This is a genomic window from Neorhizobium turbinariae (assembly GCF_023223505.1).
GTDB classification, from domain to species: Bacteria; Pseudomonadota; Alphaproteobacteria; order Rhizobiales; family Rhizobiaceae; genus Neorhizobium; species Neorhizobium turbinariae.
Genome location: NZ_JALPRY010000001.1, coordinates 34,778 through 50,220 on the forward strand (window position 1 = coordinate 34,778; position 15,443 = coordinate 50,220).

The 15,443-nt window shown below is 61.9% G+C and carries 16 protein-coding genes; 4 read left to right on the plus strand and 12 right to left on the minus strand.

What is annotated here, in order from left to right:
- Window positions 1-63 precede the first annotated feature (63 nt).
- Window positions 64-1,713: a beta-galactosidase BglA gene (gene bglA, locus M0654_RS00180; RefSeq protein ID WP_248681304.1), complete on the plus strand. Its 1,650-nt coding sequence runs from the start codon at window positions 64-66 to the stop codon at window positions 1,711-1,713.
- Between the two features lie 17 nt (window positions 1,714-1,730).
- On the opposite strand, the gene M0654_RS00185 is transcribed toward bglA, so the two are convergent.
- From M0654_RS00185 to M0654_RS00200, 4 genes are read right to left on the minus strand one after another with little or no spacing between them, the layout of a single operon-like run.
- The gene (locus M0654_RS00185; RefSeq protein ID WP_248681305.1) at window positions 1,731-2,147 is read right to left on the minus strand and encodes a GFA family protein; all 417 of its coding nucleotides are present in this window, start codon (window positions 2,145-2,147) and stop codon (window positions 1,731-1,733) included.
- A 51-nt stretch (window positions 2,148-2,198) separates the two neighbouring features.
- Window positions 2,199-2,732 (minus strand): SRPBCC family protein, encoded by a 534-nt coding sequence (locus tag M0654_RS00190; protein WP_248681307.1) that lies wholly within the window; start codon window positions 2,730-2,732, stop codon window positions 2,199-2,201.
- Window positions 2,729-3,130: an ArsR/SmtB family transcription factor gene (locus M0654_RS00195; protein ID WP_248681309.1), complete on the minus strand. Its 402-nt coding sequence runs from the start codon at window positions 3,128-3,130 to the stop codon at window positions 2,729-2,731. The genes M0654_RS00190 and M0654_RS00195 overlap by 4 nt, the downstream gene beginning before the upstream one ends.
- A 59-nt stretch (window positions 3,131-3,189) precedes the next feature.
- Window positions 3,190-4,095, minus strand: a complete 906-nt coding sequence (locus M0654_RS00200; protein WP_248681311.1) for an AraC family transcriptional regulator — start codon at window positions 4,093-4,095, stop codon at window positions 3,190-3,192.
- 199 nt (window positions 4,096-4,294) lie between these two features.
- On the opposite strand from M0654_RS00200, the gene M0654_RS00205 reads away from it, so the two are divergent.
- Both M0654_RS00205 and M0654_RS00210 read left to right on the plus strand, forming a co-directional pair.
- Window positions 4,295-4,456 (plus strand): hypothetical protein, encoded by a 162-nt coding sequence (locus M0654_RS00205; protein WP_248681313.1) that lies wholly within the window; start codon window positions 4,295-4,297, stop codon window positions 4,454-4,456.
- Complete coding sequence (locus M0654_RS00210) at window positions 4,449-4,799, plus strand: Atu4866 domain-containing protein (RefSeq protein ID WP_248681314.1); 351 nt, start codon at window positions 4,449-4,451, stop codon at window positions 4,797-4,799. Before M0654_RS00205 ends, M0654_RS00210 begins: the two co-directional genes overlap by 8 nt.
- Window positions 4,800-4,843: 44 nt before the next feature.
- Here the strand turns inward: M0654_RS00210 and ade are convergent, their stop codons facing one another.
- The 4 genes from ade to M0654_RS00230 form a co-directional block, all read right to left on the minus strand.
- Window positions 4,844-6,538 carry an adenine deaminase gene (ade, locus tag M0654_RS00215; protein ID WP_248681316.1) on the minus strand — a complete coding sequence of 565 codons (1,695 nt, stop codon included), beginning with the start codon at window positions 6,536-6,538 and terminating at the stop codon, window positions 4,844-4,846.
- 84 nt (window positions 6,539-6,622) lie between these two features.
- Entirely contained in the window at window positions 6,623-7,582 is a 960-nt protein-coding gene (locus M0654_RS00220; protein ID WP_248681317.1) for a threonine ammonia-lyase, read from the minus strand.
- A gap of 144 nt (window positions 7,583-7,726) precedes the next feature.
- Window positions 7,727-8,833: a branched-chain amino acid ABC transporter substrate-binding protein gene (locus M0654_RS00225; RefSeq protein ID WP_118850184.1), complete on the minus strand. Its 1,107-nt coding sequence runs from the start codon at window positions 8,831-8,833 to the stop codon at window positions 7,727-7,729.
- Between the two features lie 297 nt (window positions 8,834-9,130).
- Window positions 9,131-9,583 carry a MarR family winged helix-turn-helix transcriptional regulator gene (locus M0654_RS00230; protein WP_118850183.1) on the minus strand — a complete coding sequence of 151 codons (453 nt, stop codon included), beginning with the start codon at window positions 9,581-9,583 and terminating at the stop codon, window positions 9,131-9,133.
- 252 nt (window positions 9,584-9,835) lie between these two features.
- On the opposite strand from M0654_RS00230, the gene M0654_RS00235 reads away from it, so the two are divergent.
- The gene (locus M0654_RS00235) at window positions 9,836-10,675 is read left to right on the plus strand and encodes an alpha/beta fold hydrolase (protein ID WP_248681318.1); all 840 of its coding nucleotides are present in this window, start codon (window positions 9,836-9,838) and stop codon (window positions 10,673-10,675) included.
- A gap of 57 nt (window positions 10,676-10,732) precedes the next feature.
- Here the strand turns inward: M0654_RS00235 and M0654_RS00240 are convergent, their stop codons facing one another.
- The 4 genes from M0654_RS00240 to M0654_RS00255 form a co-directional block, all read right to left on the minus strand.
- Complete coding sequence (locus M0654_RS00240; RefSeq protein ID WP_248681320.1) at window positions 10,733-12,454, minus strand: ABC transporter ATP-binding protein; 1,722 nt, start codon at window positions 12,452-12,454, stop codon at window positions 10,733-10,735.
- A gap of 226 nt (window positions 12,455-12,680) precedes the next feature.
- Window positions 12,681-14,009 carry an aspartate aminotransferase family protein gene (locus tag M0654_RS00245; protein ID WP_248681322.1) on the minus strand — a complete coding sequence of 443 codons (1,329 nt, stop codon included), beginning with the start codon at window positions 14,007-14,009 and terminating at the stop codon, window positions 12,681-12,683.
- A gap of 232 nt (window positions 14,010-14,241) precedes the next feature.
- Window positions 14,242-14,562, minus strand: a complete 321-nt coding sequence (locus M0654_RS00250; RefSeq protein WP_248681324.1) for an ArsR/SmtB family transcription factor — start codon at window positions 14,560-14,562, stop codon at window positions 14,242-14,244.
- Between the two features lie 114 nt (window positions 14,563-14,676).
- The gene (locus M0654_RS00255; protein WP_248681325.1) at window positions 14,677-15,438 is read right to left on the minus strand and encodes a HugZ family pyridoxamine 5'-phosphate oxidase; all 762 of its coding nucleotides are present in this window, start codon (window positions 15,436-15,438) and stop codon (window positions 14,677-14,679) included.
- Window positions 15,439-15,443 lie beyond the last annotated feature (5 nt).

Here is a 15,443-nt window from a genome sequence, read left to right on the forward strand (position 1 = left end):
TGTCTTTTGCCATGACGGCTCTAGGTTGGGTCCGGATCATTGACAAGCCCGGAGAGACGGAACATGGCGAGCGAAATGGCGAAGACGGTCGATGCCAACTGGTGGCGCGGCGCGGTCATCTACCAGATCTATCCACGATCCTTCCAGGATACGACCGGCGATGGCCTTGGCGACATCAGGGGCATTACCGAGCGCCTGCCGCATGTCGCCTCGCTTGGCGTCGATGCGATCTGGCTGTCGCCGTTCTTCACGTCACCGATGGCCGACATGGGCTACGACGTTTCCGACTACTGCAATGTCGACCCGATGTTCGGCACGCTCGCCGATTTCGACGAGATGATGGAGGAGGCGCATCGGCTGGGGCTGAAGGTCATCATTGACCAGGTGATCTCCCACACCTCCGACCGGCACCCGTGGTTCATCGAAAGCCGCTCGAGCCGCACCAACCCGAAGGCGGACTGGTATGTCTGGGCCGACCCCAAGCCGGACGGCACGGCGCCGACCAACTGGCTGTCGATCTTCGGTGGGCCGGGCTGGGAATGGGATGGCGTGCGCAAGCAATATTACATGCACAACTTCCTGATCTCGCAGCCGGACCTCAACTTCCACAATCCGGAAGTGCAGGATGCGATGCTTGATACGGTGCGCTTCTGGCTCGATCGCGGGGTGGACGGCTTCCGGCTCGATACCGTGAACTACTATTTCCACGACAAGCAACTGCGCAACAACCCGCCGATGGTCTACGACACCGAGGGCGCGGGCATGGAAACGGATACCAATCCGTATTCGATGCAGAACCACCTTTACGACAAGACGCAGCCGGAAAACATCGAGTTCCTGAAGCGGCTGCGCTCGCTGCTCGACAGCTACGAGGCGCGCGCGACGGTGGGCGAGGTCGGCGATGGACCACGGTCGCTGAACACGCTGGCGCTTTACACGACCGGCAACGACAAGCTCCACATGTGCTACACCTTCGACTTCCTGGGGCCGGCCTTCGATGCGAGCTACATCCGCAACGTGATGACGACGGTGGCCGATACGGTGAGCAACGGATGGGTCTGCTGGGCCTTTTCCAACCACGACGTCATTCGCCACGTGACGCGTTTCATCGAGGCGCCGGAAGAGCAGGATCGGGTGGCCAAGCTTTCGATCACGCTGCTTTCGGCGCTGCGCGGTTCGATCTGCCTTTACCAGGGCGAGGAACTGGGGCTGACCGAGGCGGAGCTGGAGTTCGAGGATCTGCGCGATCCCTATGGCATCCGCTTCTGGCCGGCCTTCAAGGGTCGTGACGGATGCCGCACGCCGATGGTGTGGGAGGCGCAGGCGCCGCATGCCGGCTTCACGACCGGCTCGAAGACCTGGCTTCCGGTGCCGGCGAATCATGCAAGCCGCGCCGTGGATGCGCAGGAGGCAATGCCGGATTCGGTGCTCGATCACTATCGGGCGACGCTGGCGTTCCGCAAGGCGCATGCGGCGCTGATCGACGGCGACATGACCTTCCTCGACACCAACCAGGACCTGCTCGCATTCGTGCGCGAAAAGCGCGGCGAAAAGCTACTGTTTGTCTTCAACCTGACCCGCCAGCCGCAGGATTTCACGCTGCCGACACGGCTCGGCGACGTGCTGCCGGTGGACCTGCCCGGCTTTACCTCCCGTATCGAAGCGGGCGTGGCGAAGCTCGACGCGCTCGACGTGTTCTGCGCCAGGCTCTGAGCGCCAAGCTCTGGGCGTCAGGCCGTGGGCGGCATCCGCGCGAATTTGGTGGCCGCGGGATCAACGTGATTCCACGGCTGCGCGGCCTCGGTCCAGGTTACCAGTTGCGGCTGGTAGTGCTCCGGCTCATCGAGGCTTCCGGCGCGGATGGCGACGACCCCAGGCACATCTGGAAAGGTGATGAACAGCGGCGAGCCGCAGGTGGCGCAGAAGGCGGCGTTCTTGGTCGTGCCGTTGTCGCCCGTCACGCTCCAGGTGTTTGGGGTGCCTTGGACATCCCATGGAGTGCCGGCGAAGGTCAGGTAGGAGCCATGGCCGCCGCCGGTCTGGCGTTGGCACTGGCGGCACTGGCAGTCCACCATCGCCACCGGTTCTCCCTCGCATGTGTAGCGGACAGCGCCGCAGGCGCAGCCGCCCGCATAGGGCCTGCTCATGATCTCCTCCATCTGGTTCTGGTCTAGCTTGGCCGGGGGCTGGAGCCGGTATCAGGCCGGGATGCGGCCTTCATATTCGTCCCTGAGGCGGCTCCAACCCTGCCAGAAGGAGGGAGGCTCGGCGCCACTGGCGCGGGCCACAAGGATATCGAGATGCATGTGCCAGCCGGCGCCGATCATCACCATGTTGCGGCGGTCGGAGATGCGCTTGTGGGTGAGGGTGAGCAGCACGTCATTGCCGACGGCCCGGAGTTCGAAGCTGACCTCGCCCTGCGGCGGCCAGGCGAAGACGAGGCGGTGCGGCGGCTCGAACACGAGAACTTCGCTCTCCATGCTGTGCTCTTCGGGAAAACCTTCCGGCCGGCCTTCGGGCGAGGTCGCCAGTTCGTCGTTGCGCCAGGTGAGCTGGAACGGGGCGCCGGCTTCTCCCGGCATGGTGCCCGACGCGAGCCACTGGCGGCGCAGGTCGCTCTCCGTCAGGTAAGCCCAGATGCGATCGATGGGGCCGGGCAGCTTGCGCTGGATGGTGAGCGCGAGCGGTTCTGTGATGGTGCCGTATGGGCTGGCATGCGTCATGTCGTTCATTGCTCTTCTCCCTTTTTGGCTTTCGGTTTGTCGGATGAGGTTTGCTTGACTTGCCCGGCAGCGTTTCGGGCATCTTCGTCGCGAAGAAGACGCTCCAGCGCATCGAGGCGGCTCGTCCAGAAGCGCTCGTAGAAGCCGAGCCATTCATGGGCGCTTGCCAGCGGCCCGGGTTCCAACCGGCAGATATGGGTGCGGCCATTGACCTCGCGGCGGATGAGGCCGGCGCCTTCCAGCACCTTGATGTGCTTGGAAGCGGCTGCAAGCGACATCTCGTGCGGCTCGGCAAGCTGGCTCACGGTGCGCTCGCCACTGGCCAGTTCCCGCAACATGCGCCGCCGCGTGGCGTCGCTCAGGGCGTGGAAGACGTTGTCGATCTGCGGTGTGTATAATTCAACCATGTGGTTGAATATGCAGCCGCAGGATTTTATTGTCAACCGAATGGTTGAATATTTTTAGTTCAGGCCTGGGCGTAGGCCGCCGGTTGGCCGCGCAGGCGGGAAATGTCCTGGATCGGCGGTGCCCCGAACAGGCGGCGGTATTCGCGGCTGAATTGCGAAGGACTGTCATAACCGACGCGATGGGCAGCGGTTGCGGCATCCATGGATTTGGCGAGGATGAGCCGGCGGGCTTCCTGGAGACGCAGTTGCTTCTGGTATTGCAGCGGGCTCATGGATGTCACCTCGCGGAAATGCTGGTGCAGCGCGGACGAACTCATGCGTGCGGCACTTGCCACCTGTTCGATGGAGAACGGCGCGGCGTAGTTTTCGCGGATCCAGTTGATGGCGCGGGTGACCTGCTGCAACCGGCTTTCCGGCGCCAGGATCTGGCGCAGCATCTGGCCTTGGCCGCCCTGGAGTAGGCGGAACATCAGCTCCCTTTCGATGAGCGGTGCGAGGAAGGCGATCTCTGTCGGGCGGTCAACGAGTTGCGCCAGCCGCAGCGCTGCATCCAGGAAGTCCGGCGTGGTGCGGCTGACGCCGACGCATTTGCAGCGGCCCGAGGAAGTGCCGAAGGCATCCGGCATCTCGACCAGCATGTCGCCCAGGAGTTTCAGGTCGAGATCGAGCCGCAGGCAGAGGTAAGGTTCGTCGCGGGTGGCTTCGATGATCTGGCCGGTCACCGGCATGTCCACCGACACGACGAGATATTGCCCCGGCTCGTAACGATAAACCTCCTCCGCCACCATGACCTGCTTGGCGCCCTGGACGATGACGCAGACCGCCGGCTGGTGAAGCGTGTGCAGCGGCTCGGTGGGGCTCGACATGCGGATCACCGACAGGCGCGGAACGGCGGTTGGAAAGACGCCGTCGGCCGTGGTGTTTTGTGCAACCAGCTTTGCGAGTTGGGCAAGCTTGTCCTGCATGATCCCTTCCTTTCGGGTGCGGGTAGAGGATCGCGATCGCCATCCCTGTTGGTGGGGAGATAGGTGGTAGCCGTGCCCGTTACAAATGCTGTCTGGAGGATCGTGCAATCATGTCGGAGAACTGGTCTACCGTCTGCTGCAGCTTCTCGCTCATATTCCGTCTCGTCCGAATACGAACCTGAACGTAGAGGAGACGGTGATGGCACAGTTTCAATGCCTGCTCGAAAGCCCTTTCCGGTGGGTTGCCCGCTGGTTCGACCGACACGTCACCCGCTTGCTGCACGCTTACTTCGGATGGACGTCCGCAAAGGCAAATGCACGGCGCGAACGCAAGCTGAGGAGGGACTATCTCGATGGTTAGCCTCCCCATTCGCAGGACGCTTGCCCTGGCAGCCGTGGTGGCTGCCTTCGGCTTCATTTCCGCAATCACCGTGCTGGCGCACGACATCAAGCAAGAGGAAAAGCGCATGACCAACCACCCTTATGTCGGCATGTGGGTGACCGACGACAACAACATCCGCCATGAACTCTTGCCCAACGGACGTTATGTCGAAGCCCGCGGCACACGCGAACGGGCATACGAGGGCCAGTATTGGGTGAATGGCGACCATATCGACTACAAGGACGATACGGGCTTTACCGCCGACGGCGACTTCCGTGACGACGTGCTCTACCACGCCGGCATGGTGCTGCGGCGGAAGTAGATCATCGAACCGGTTTGGCTGGATGTTTCCCCCGGCAGCCTGAGCTAGATCAGCGCGAACTTGTCGACATTGACCATGCCCTTGTCCGAAATCTTCAAGTGCGGGATGACGGGCAGGGGCAGGAAGGCAACCTGCAGGAACGGCTCTTCGAGAGTCGTTCCAAGGGCATAGGCGGCTTTCCTCAAGCCGTGCAGCGTGTCGCGAACCACTTCATAAGGCTCAAGGCTCATGAGGCCGGCGACCGGAAGCGCGATCTCGCCGGTCACCTTGCCGTCCTCGACCACGACGAAGCCGCCGTGAATTTCCCCAAGGCGGTTGGCGGCGAGCGCCATGTCGTCCTCGTTGACGCCGACGACGCAGATATTGTGGCTGTCATGGCCGACGGTGGAGGCGATCGCACCCTTCTTCAAGCCGAAGCCCTGGACGAAGCCGTTGGCATGGTTGCCGTTCTTGCCGTGCCGCTCGATGACGGCAACCTTGATGATGTCGCGGTCGAGATCGACGCCAGTCTGGTTGCCGGAGGCGGGCAGGCGGTAGCGGCGGTGCTCGGTGATGATCTTGCCGGGCATGACGCCGATGACAGGCGTTTCGCCTTCCGTTGCCGGTACGCCGAAATGCATGGCCTGTACCGGCCGCGCCTTGACGCTGTCGAGCCCGACCGGGGCAACCGGCTTGCGGGTGGCGAAAAGTTCGTTGGTGACCTTGCGGCCGGCGGAGAAAACGATGTCCGCCTTGCAGTTTTCCAGGCTATCGACCACCACGAGGTCAGCGCGCCAGCCGGGCGCGACAAGGCCGCGGTCGCGCAGGCCAAAGGCGCGTGCGGCGGAGATTGAGGCGGCGCGATACACGGCGAGCGGCTCGACACCGTGGGCGATCGCGGTACGGATCATGTAGTCGAGATGGCCTTGTTCGGCGATGTCGAGCGGGTTGCGGTCGTCTGTGCAGAGCGCGAGGTAAGGCGACAGGCGCTCGGTGATGATCGGCATCAGCGCGTGCAGGTCCTTTGAAACCGAACCTTCGCGCACCAGGATATGCATGCCCTTGCGGATCTTTTCGAGCGCTTCCTCGGCGGTGGTGCATTCGTGTTCGGTGCGGATCCCGGCGGCGAGATAGCCGTTCAGGTCATTGCCCCGCAGGAGCGGCGCGTGGCCATCGATATGATCGTCGTAGAAGGCGTCAAGCTTGGCAAGGCAGATCGGGTCCTTGTGGATCACGCCGGGGAAGTTCATGAACTCGGCGAGCCCGATCACCTTCGGATGGTCGCGGAAGGGCAGGAGCTTTTTGATCGGCAGATCGGCGCCGGCCGTTTCCAGATGCGTTGCCGGTACGCAGGACGACAGCTGCACGCGGATGTCCATGATCGTCTGTTCGGCCGAATCCAGGAAGAACTGGATGCCCTCGGTGCCGATGACGTTGGCGATCTCGTGCGGATCGCAGATGGCGGTGGTGACACCGTAGGGCAGGACGCAGCGATCGAATTCATGCGGCGTGACGAGCGAGGACTCGATGTGCAGATGCGTGTCGATGAAGCCGGGCACGACGATCTTGTCGGTGATGTCGATCTCGGTCTTGCCGACATAACGGCCGCAGGTGCCGACGATGCGGTCGCCGCAGATCGCGATGTCCGAGGCCACCAGTTCGCCGGTGACGAGATCGAAGAAGCGCCCGCCCTTCAGCACGATGTCGGCAGGTTCACGGCCGGTGCCCTGGTCGATGAGTGTTTCGAGGCGGGTGGTCATGGGCAGGCTCCTCACGCTGATTCAGTCGCCTAACCTAGCGGGTCAGGCGGCAAACGGGGAGAGGCGCTCGGAAGCCCGGTGACGTCAGGCGTTTTCGCTGCGGACATTGCCGCCACAAAGGACGGTGGCAACGGTCTTGCCCTTCAGGCTCCCGCCATTCTCCAGAAGACCGGCGATGCCAGCGGCGCCTGCTTCCTCGACCACCAGCCCATAGTGGGTGAGGCAGAAATCCCGGGCATTGCGGATGGCGGCCTCGCTTGCCTCCCAGACTTCGTCCACAGTGTCGCGCATGCAGTCGAGCGCGTATGGCACGCATTCGCGTACCGCGATGCCATCGGCGGCCGTGGCAGCGGTTTCGGTGGAGATGAGCCGGCCGGTTTCCCATGACTGCTTCATGGCGGGTGCATTGGATGCGACAACACCAATCACCTTGCAGCCGGGCGCCTTGGCGCGGATCCAGGCGCCGATGCCGGTGAGCAGCGCGCCGTTGCCGAGCGGCACGATGATGGCGTGGAGTTGAACCCCGTCGCGCTCCAGGCGCCCGGTGATCTCGAGCGCAATGGTGCCGGCACCCTCGGCAATGGTCTTCAGGTTGCCATCCTCGACAAAGGGGCAGTTGTGAGCCTCGGCATAAGCACGCGCGGCAGCCTTTGCGGCATCGAAATCCGCACCTTCCAGGCGCACCTCGGCGCCCAGCCGGCGCATGGCCTCGACCTTGCCGGGATTGGCCGTCGTGGCAGAAAAGATCACCACCTTGCGGCCGTGCGCCCGCCCTGCATAAGCAAGCCCCTGTCCGAAATTGCCGGCCGAGGCGGAAACGACGGCATGATCGCCTGCCGGTTCGTTCTGCATCCACCAGTCGGTGCCGCGACCCTTGAAGGAGCGGATCGGGTTCAGCGTCTCAACCTTGGCAAGAAGGCGCAGGCCCAGCGCCGTGTTGGCGGTTTCCTGCGAGATCAGCGGGCTGTTGGTGAAGATCGGATCGATACGGGTGGACGCGGCGAGGATGCCTTCAGCGGAAGGATGGGGCTGGTTCTGGGTCACGCGGTCACCTTGGGCGAAAGACGAAGTCGAACATCCGCGACGGTTTTGCTGGCCGTATTCTTCGCAGAATGCAGCTTGCCGCCAACGCAGAGATGAAGAGGGCGCCCGTAGGCGCCCGCTCATGTTTTCAGATTATAAGACGCCTTATTCGGCGGCAACGATCTTGCCGTTTTCCCATTTGAAGACGGAGAAGCTCTGCGAGGTGAGGTCCCCCGTCTCGCCATAGGTCAGCTTGCCGATGGCGGTCGGGATCGGTTCGCCGGTCTTCAGTGCGGCAGCAACGGCTTCCGCATCTTCGGCCGTCTTGGCCTTTTCGATGCCGGCCTTCAGTACTTCAACAGCTGCATAGGCGTTCAGCGTGAAGGCTTCAGCCGGGATGTTGCGAGCAGCGAGCGCATCGGCAGCAGCCTTTGAGTCCGGGTTCTTCGTCGCGTCGGACGCGTTGGTAAAGAGCGTGCCGGCTGCAGCTTCGGTGCCGATATTCCAGTATTCGCTGTTCGACAGGCCGTCACCGCCGATGATCGTCGCCTTGACGCCAAGATCGTTCAGCTGGCGGGCGAGCAGGCCGCCTTCCGGGTGGTAACCGCCGAAATAGATGACTTCGACGCCAGCCGACTTGAGGCGGGTGGTGAGCGCGCTGAAGTCCTTTTCGCCGGCGGTTACGGCTTCATCGACGACTTCCTTCATGCCGCCTTCATTGATGGCAGCCTTGAAGGCGTCGGCCAGGCCCTTACCGTAGGCGCCCTTGTCGTTGATGATGGCGACCTTCTTGTCCTTGAGGTTCTTCAGCACGTAATCAGCGGCAACAACGGCCTGCTGGTCGTCACGGCCGCAGGTGCGCAGGACATTGGTGAGGCCACGAGTGGTGAGGTCAGGGGTGGTCGCCGTCGGCGTGACCATCAGGACGCCGTTTTCGGCGAGAACGTCGGAGGCCGGCATGGCAACACCCGAGGTGACCGGGCCGATGACAAAGCGAATGCCTTCGCCAACAATCTGGTTTGCAGCGGATACACCCTGCTTCGGTTCGGCAGCGTCGTCCGCTGTCTTCAGGACCACCTGTTCGCCGAGGATGCCGCCGTTCTTGTTGATCTCGGCAATGGCGGTTTCGGCGCCGTTCTTGACCTGGTCGCCGTAAGCGGCGACGGGGCCGGTCAGCGGCGCGATCAGTCCGATGACGATTTCAGCGTGAGCGAGTTGTGCGGAGAGAAGCGAAGCGAGGGCAGTTGCCCCGAGGAAGGTCTTGAGGTTCATTTTCAGTCTCCTTGGATCGGCCATTCTTGGCCTGGCGTAACGCCACAGTCAGCCCTGTCTGTCTCCGGTTTCGCTTGAGGTCAGTCTTGCGTGTGCCGAGCCAACCCACAGGAGGGCGATGCGGTCGAAGCTGTGCCGAGCCATGTTTGGCTTTCGGCTGGCGGCAACAACGCTTAAGATTTCATGAGGCTTTTCGCAAGAACATAACAAAGCGACCGCAGCTTTTGTCGTTTCACGAAAAGATGAAGGTGAACAAAGCTTTCAAGCCTGACATTCCGAAGCCTTGTCAGGCTCGGCTCATGCATTGCGGCCAAGTGCCGCCAAGAGCCCCTGGACCTGGCGGTTGAAGCTTGCAAACTCCTGCTGGTTCATGCCCGAACGGCGCAGCAGCGTGTCTCCAAGGCAGCGACTTTGCATGAGGAGCTCGCGGCCGGCCGGTGTCAACCAGACATGAACCTGGCGCTCGTCTTCCTTGCTGCGGCGGCGCTCGACCAGCCCCGCCTGCTCCATGCGCTTGACCGGCGGCGTGACCGTGCTCGACTCCAGCGACAGGCGGCTTGCAATGGCGCCGATCGTCATGCCGTCCTTTTCAGCGAGCGCATTCAGCACGAGATATTGCGGGTAGGTAATGCCCATCTCGTCCAGCATCGGCTTGTAGGCGCGATTGATGGCCATGTTCACCTCGTAAAGCGTGAAGCAAAGCTGCTCATCGAGCGGATAGGGCGCATCTTGCGTCTTGGTGGCAGGCATGGTGGGCTCCGGAATTCCTGTGTTTTCAAACCTCTATCATAAAAATGATATCGCGATAAAGTTTTTTGTAGACATTATTCGTCGCCCTCGCTACATTTTAATTATCGCGATAACAAATATCGCGGACGGTTAAGGACGGTTTCAGCCTCTAGACGAGGCCGCGGAGCCATACGAAGATGGAGGAGGGGCGCTCCCAAGCCTCTCTTGCATCACGGCATTACCTTCGAAGATTTACTCTGAAAGGATAGGACCATGAGCAGCAATTTCATCACCACCAAGGACGGCGCGCAGATCTTCTACAAGGACTGGGGTTCAAAGGACGCCCAGCCAATCGTTTTCCATCACGGATGGCCGCTGTCTGCCGACGATTGGGACGCGCAGATGCTTTTCTTCCTGCACCAAGGCTATCGCGTCATCGCCCATGACCGGCGCGGACACGGCCGTTCGACCCAGAGCGACACCGGCAACGAGATGAACACCTATGCGGCCGATGTCGCCGAACTCGTCGCCAAACTCGACCTCAAGAATGCCATCCATGTCGGCCACTCGACGGGCGGCGGCGAGGTTGCACGCTACGTGGCGCAGTATGGTGGCAGTGGACGCGTGGCCAAAGCCGTGCTGCTCGGTGCAGTTCCGCCGATCATGTTGAAGACGGAAAACAATCCGGGTGGCCTGCCGATGGAAGTGTTTGACGGCTTCCGGGCATCCCTCGCAGCCAACCGGGCGCAGTTCTTCCGCGACGTGCCGGCCGGCCCGTTCTACGGCTTCAACCGCCCGGGCGCCCAGGTTTCGGAAGGCGCCATCCAGAACTGGTGGCGGCAGGGCATGATGGGCGGCGCGAAAGCCCATTACGATTGCATCGCGGCCTTCTCGGAGACCGACTTCACCGAAGACCTGAAGGCGATCGAAGTCCCGATCCTCGTCATGCATGGTGACGACGACCAGATCGTTCCGATCGAAGACTCCGCCCTGCTGGCCGTGAAGCTTTTGAAGAACGGTACGCTGAAGGTGTATGAAGGCTTCCCGCATGGCATGGCTACGACCCATGCCGATGTGATCAACGCCGACCTGCTGGCCTTCTTCAAGGCCTGAGCAGACTGAGGGAAGAAGCGAAGGAGGCGGCTGATGAAGTCGCCTCCTTTTTTATTGTTAGGCTACCGCGCCAAACTGCGCTTCGTGCAGGCGGGCGTAAGCACCATTCATCCGCAACAGCTGGCTGTGGCTGCCTTCCTCCAGAATGCCCTGCGGGCCCATGACGACGATCCGGTCGGCGTTGCGGATGGTGGCGAGGCGGTGCGCCACGACCAGCGTGGTGCGCCCCTTGGAAAGTTCGCCAAGCGCCTGCTGGATGCTGAGTTCCGTGGCCGAGTCCAGCGCCGAGGTGGCTTCGTCGAGGATCAGGATTGGCGGGTTCTTGAGGAAGATGCGGGCGATCGCAAGCCTCTGCTTCTGGCCACCGGAGAGTTTCACACCGCGCTCGCCGGTTGGGGTATCGAGGCCCTGCGGCAGCGACAGCACGAATTCTTCCAGTGAGGCGCGCCGCAGCGCCGCCAGGATTTCCGCTTCGCTCGCGCCAAGCCGGCCATAGGCGATGTTTTCACGGATCGTCGAGCCGAACATGAAGACGTCCTGCTGGACGATGCCGATCTGGCTGCGCAGCGACGCCTGCGTCATGTCGCGGATGTCGATGCCGTCGATCAGGATCGAGCCGCTGTCGACCTCGTAGAACCGCGGCAGCAGCGAACAGAGGGTAGTTTTGCCCGCACCCGAGGCACCAACGAAGGCGACGGTTTCGCCGGGCGAGATCTTGAGGTTCAAGTGGTTGAAGACTTTGCCCTTGCCATCATAGCTGAAGCTGACGTCGCGATACTCGATGGCCCCGGTCAGGTGATCCACGACCTTCGCATTCGGACGGTCGGCGATGTCGGGTGCGGTGTCGATGAGATTGGCAAAGCGGGTGAAGCCCGCGATCCCCTTCGGATAGGTCTCGATCACCGAGGTGATCTTGTCGATCGGCCGGAAGAAGACGTTGACGAGCAGCAGGAAGCCGACAAAGCCGCCATAGCTGAGTTCGCCGGAGATGACGAGCCAGGTTCCTGCCAGCATGACCATCAGTTGCACGAGCCGGGTGCTGAGGTAGCTCATGGTGATGCTCGCCGTCATATAGGCATAGGCGTTGAGCTTGGTGGTCTTGTAGCTTTCGTTGTTGGCGGCAAACAGCTGTTTTTCGTATTCCTCGTTGGCAAATGCCTTGACGACGCGAATGCCGCCGACGCTTTCCTGCACGCGGGTGTTGAAGTCGCCCACCTGGCGGAAGAGGTTGCGCCAGTTCGTGGTCATGCGTGCACCGTATTTGCTGACGAGCCAGGTCATGAACGGCACGATGGCGGTGGTGAGCAGCGCCAGCTTCCAGTTGACCGTGAACATCAGGATGAAGGCGCCGATGAAGGTCATGATCGCGATGAACAGGTCTTCCGGGCCGTGGTGCGCCACTTCGCCAACCTCTTCCAGGTCCTTGGTGACGTGGGTAATCAGTTGGCCGGTGCGGTTGTTGTCGAAATAACGGAAGGACAGCTTCTGGATATGATCGAAGGCCTGGCGCCGCATGTCGGTCTCGATCGAGATGCCGAGCGCGTGGCCCCAGTAGTTGACGACCGCCATCAGCCCCGTGTTGACGACATAAACGACGAGCAGCAGGGCGGAGGCTGCGGCAATCCAGCCCCATTCCTGCGCCGGCAGAAGGTCATCGACGAAATATTTAACCGCGAGCGGGAAGCCGAGCTCCAGCAGGCCGGCCAGCACGGCGCAGCCGAAATCGAGGAAGAACAGCGACTTGTATGACGCGTAATAGGAAAAGAAACGACGAAGCATGCGACCCTCCGGGGGCGGGCTCAAACAATCGGAAGAGGGGTAGGCCAGGCTGTGCCGGACACGGCTGACACTGGCAGATGCGAGCGCCTTCTGTAGAGGCTCTTTCGCAGGCCGTCGAGTGGGGCGGCGCGCGAGGCAATCCGCATCCGCGTCTCTTGGCGATGAAGCATGCAGTGAAGCAGGGAGAGCAGGCAGGGGATGCCCCGCCTGCTCTCGAAGTCGAGGCTCAGATACTGTTTGAGAGGATCTCGCGCAGCTTGCCGAAGATCTCGTCGATATGGTGCTTCTCGACGATGAGCGGCGGCGACATGGCGATGATATCGCCGGTGGTGCGGATCAGCAGGCCCTTCTCGTAAGCCTTCAGGAAGGCGGTGAAGGCACGCTTGGTGGGCTCGCCCGCAATCGGATCAAGCTCGATGCCGCCGATCAGGCCGAGATTGCGGATGTCGATGACATTCGGCAGGTCTTTCAGCGAATGCAGGCCGTCTTCCCAGTAAGGCGCGATGTCGCGGGCGCGCTCAAAGAGGCCTTCTTCCTTGTAGGTCTCGAGCGTTGCGAGGCCAGCGGCGGATGCGATCGGGTTGCCGGAATAGGTGTAGCCGTGCATGAACTCGATCATGTGCTCCGGACCGTTCATGAAGGCATCATGGATCTCGGAGGTGACGAACACCGCACCCATCGGGATGACGCCGTTGGTCAGACCCTTGGCGGTGGTGATGATGTCCGGCTTCACGTCAAAATACTGGGCGGCAAACGGCGCGCCGAGGCGGCCGAAACCGGTAATGACTTCGTCGAAGATCAGCAGGATGCCGTGCTTGGTGCAGATTTCGCGCAGCTTCTGGAGGTAGCCCTTCGGCGGAATGAGGACGCCGGTGGAGCCGGCAACCGGCTCGACGATGACGGCCGCCACGGTCGACGCATCATGCAGGGTAACGATGCGTTCGAGTTCCGTCGCGAGATCGCCGCCATGTTCCGGCTGGCCGCGGGTAAACGCATTCTGGCCCGGAAGGTGGGTGTGCGGTATGTGATCGACGCCGGTCAGTAGCGTGCCGAACATCTTGCGGTTGGCGACGATGCCGCCCACAGAAATGCCGCCGAAGTTGACGCCGTGGTAACCGCGCTCGCGGCCGATCAGACGGAAGCGCGAGCCGTTGCCCTTCACGCGATGGTAGGCGAGTGCCACCTTGAGCGCCGTCTCCACCGACTCGGAGCCGGAATTGGTGTAAAGCACGTGGTTCATGCCTTCCGGCGCGATGTCCACCAGCCGGTTGGCAAGCTCGAAGGCCTTCGGGTGGCCGAGCTGGAAGGCTGGCGCATAGTCCAGTTCTCCTGCCTGTTCGCGGATCGCTTCGGTGATCTTCGGGCGGCAGTGACCGGCGTTCACGCACCAGAGGCCAGCCGTCGCATCGAGCACCTGGCGCCCGTCATGCGTGGTGTAGTGCATGTCCTTGGCGCCGACGAACATCCGCGGTTCCTGCTTGAACTGGCGGTTGGCTGTGAACGGCATCCAGAACGCACGAAGATCGTTCGGCGTGGTGTTGAGACGATTGGACATAAAGATCTCCGCGGCCATCGATTTCGGGTGGCCTATTCCCCTCGGCGGCTGTCGCCGTCTTTTGACTGGATGGTCAAATTATCAAGGAGAATGAAAGCGTCAACGGGTTTCGAGATCATGCCCGCGACGCCCGGTTGCGGCAGCTCTACCTGCCGCCCAAACGTTTGAGGGCCCGCATTCCTGCTGCCCCTCAACATCTCATGTATTCACCAAATCAGGTCGCGGCCTTGTTTCAGGCGGCGACGGACGTCTTCTGTTCTACCGTGCAGTAGATGTCTTCGAGCGTCTCGAGCACCTTCAGGACCTGCTCGGAGGAACTGGAGTAATAGATGGTCTGTGCGTCACGACGCGTCTTCACGAGCTTCTGCGCACGCAGCTTCGACAGGTGCTGCGAAAGAGCCGACTGGCTCAGCCCAACCTGGTTTGCCAAGGCGCCGACGGCCACTTCGCCCTTTACGAGGCAGCAAAGGATCATCAACCGCTTCGGGTTTGCCATGGCAGAGAGCAGGCCTGCGGCTGCGGTTGAGTGCTCGGATAGTTCCATCGTGTTCATCAGCTGTGTCCCCTCGTCTTCATAGCGGCCCCCCGCTCAAAAACATCCTTAATGATGGGTAAGAAATAACAAGTGTCTTAGACGATTGTATATACCTAAAATTTAGGTAGGGCGTCACCGCGTATTAGCGAAAGCCGAAATATGGTTAAGCACGGCCTCGGGCGATACGGCCGGTTCATCGAACTCGTGCCGGAGGAGGATATCGCCACAAATCAGCTCAAAACCGCTGCGATCCAGGCCTCCAAAGCGCCAGTTAGGGCTCTCGTGGCGCCCCAGATGGGCCGCAACAGCGGCAGCCTCGGCGGTCATGGTGGAGAGCTTTTCTTCCAGCTGCCGCCACTCTTCCCCGTCTGCCGGTTCAGCAATGACGAGGTCCGAGCCGGGCAAAATGTATGCACGGCCGAAGCCGGCATTGAGCGCGGCAGTCTGCGGCGTGATTCGCAAAAACTGAAAATCACCGAAATCGACATAGAGCGCCGCCTTCGGGTGGCGGTTGAGGAAACGCGACCGGAGGCGTTCGTGCTGCGGCGTTTCCCGGCTCACCGGTTCTGCGATGCACTGCACGGTGATGCGCGGATGGGCGAGCGGATCGCCCTTGCCGGGTTCGCCGGCCAGCAGCGAGCAGCGAGGATCGGCGCGCAGCGCCTTTGTATGACTGGCAAGGGCGGAGACGAGGATCACAGGCACGCCATCGATATCCGTTCCGGTAAGCACACGGCTGACGGAGGGGAAGCCGGTTTCCGGATCAAGAACGGCAAGCGCCATGTAGCGGGCGCCGCGCACGAGGGTGCGCGCCAGACGGCGCGCCTCGTCATCGGTGTCACGGATCACCTTGGGCTTGTCGCCCTCGGCTTTGATGTCGTTCTCGCTGGTCATCCGTC

Coding starts and splice junctions, on each gene's coding strand:
- M0654_RS00250 (WP_248681324.1), bottom strand. CDS start 14,562: ATGAACACGATGGAACTATCCGAGCACTCAACCGCAGCCGCAGGCCTG.
- M0654_RS00210 (WP_248681314.1), top strand. CDS start 4,449: ATGGTTAGCCTCCCCATTCGCAGGACGCTTGCCCTGGCAGCCGTGGTG.
- M0654_RS00195 (WP_248681309.1), bottom strand. CDS start 3,130: ATGGTTGAATTATACACACCGCAGATCGACAACGTCTTCCACGCCCTG.
- M0654_RS00230 (WP_118850183.1), bottom strand. CDS start 9,583: ATGCCTGCCACCAAGACGCAAGATGCGCCCTATCCGCTCGATGAGCAG.
- M0654_RS00185 (WP_248681305.1), bottom strand. CDS start 2,147: ATGAGCAGGCCCTATGCGGGCGGCTGCGCCTGCGGCGCTGTCCGCTAC.
- M0654_RS00240 (WP_248681320.1), bottom strand. CDS start 12,454: ATGCTTCGTCGTTTCTTTTCCTATTACGCGTCATACAAGTCGCTGTTC.
- ade (WP_248681316.1), bottom strand. CDS start 6,538: ATGACCACCCGCCTCGAAACACTCATCGACCAGGGCACCGGCCGTGAA.
- M0654_RS00190 (WP_248681307.1), bottom strand. CDS start 2,732: ATGAACGACATGACGCATGCCAGCCCATACGGCACCATCACAGAACCG.
- M0654_RS00225 (WP_118850184.1), bottom strand. CDS start 8,833: ATGAACCTCAAGACCTTCCTCGGGGCAACTGCCCTCGCTTCGCTTCTC.
- M0654_RS00235 (WP_248681318.1), top strand. CDS start 9,836: ATGAGCAGCAATTTCATCACCACCAAGGACGGCGCGCAGATCTTCTAC.
- bglA (WP_248681304.1), top strand. CDS start 64: ATGGCGAGCGAAATGGCGAAGACGGTCGATGCCAACTGGTGGCGCGGC.
- M0654_RS00255 (WP_248681325.1), bottom strand. CDS start 15,438: ATGACCAGCGAGAACGACATCAAAGCCGAGGGCGACAAGCCCAAGGTG.
- M0654_RS00205 (WP_248681313.1), top strand. CDS start 4,295: ATGGCACAGTTTCAATGCCTGCTCGAAAGCCCTTTCCGGTGGGTTGCC.
- M0654_RS00200 (WP_248681311.1), bottom strand. CDS start 4,095: ATGCAGGACAAGCTTGCCCAACTCGCAAAGCTGGTTGCACAAAACACC.
- M0654_RS00245 (WP_248681322.1), bottom strand. CDS start 14,009: ATGTCCAATCGTCTCAACACCACGCCGAACGATCTTCGTGCGTTCTGG.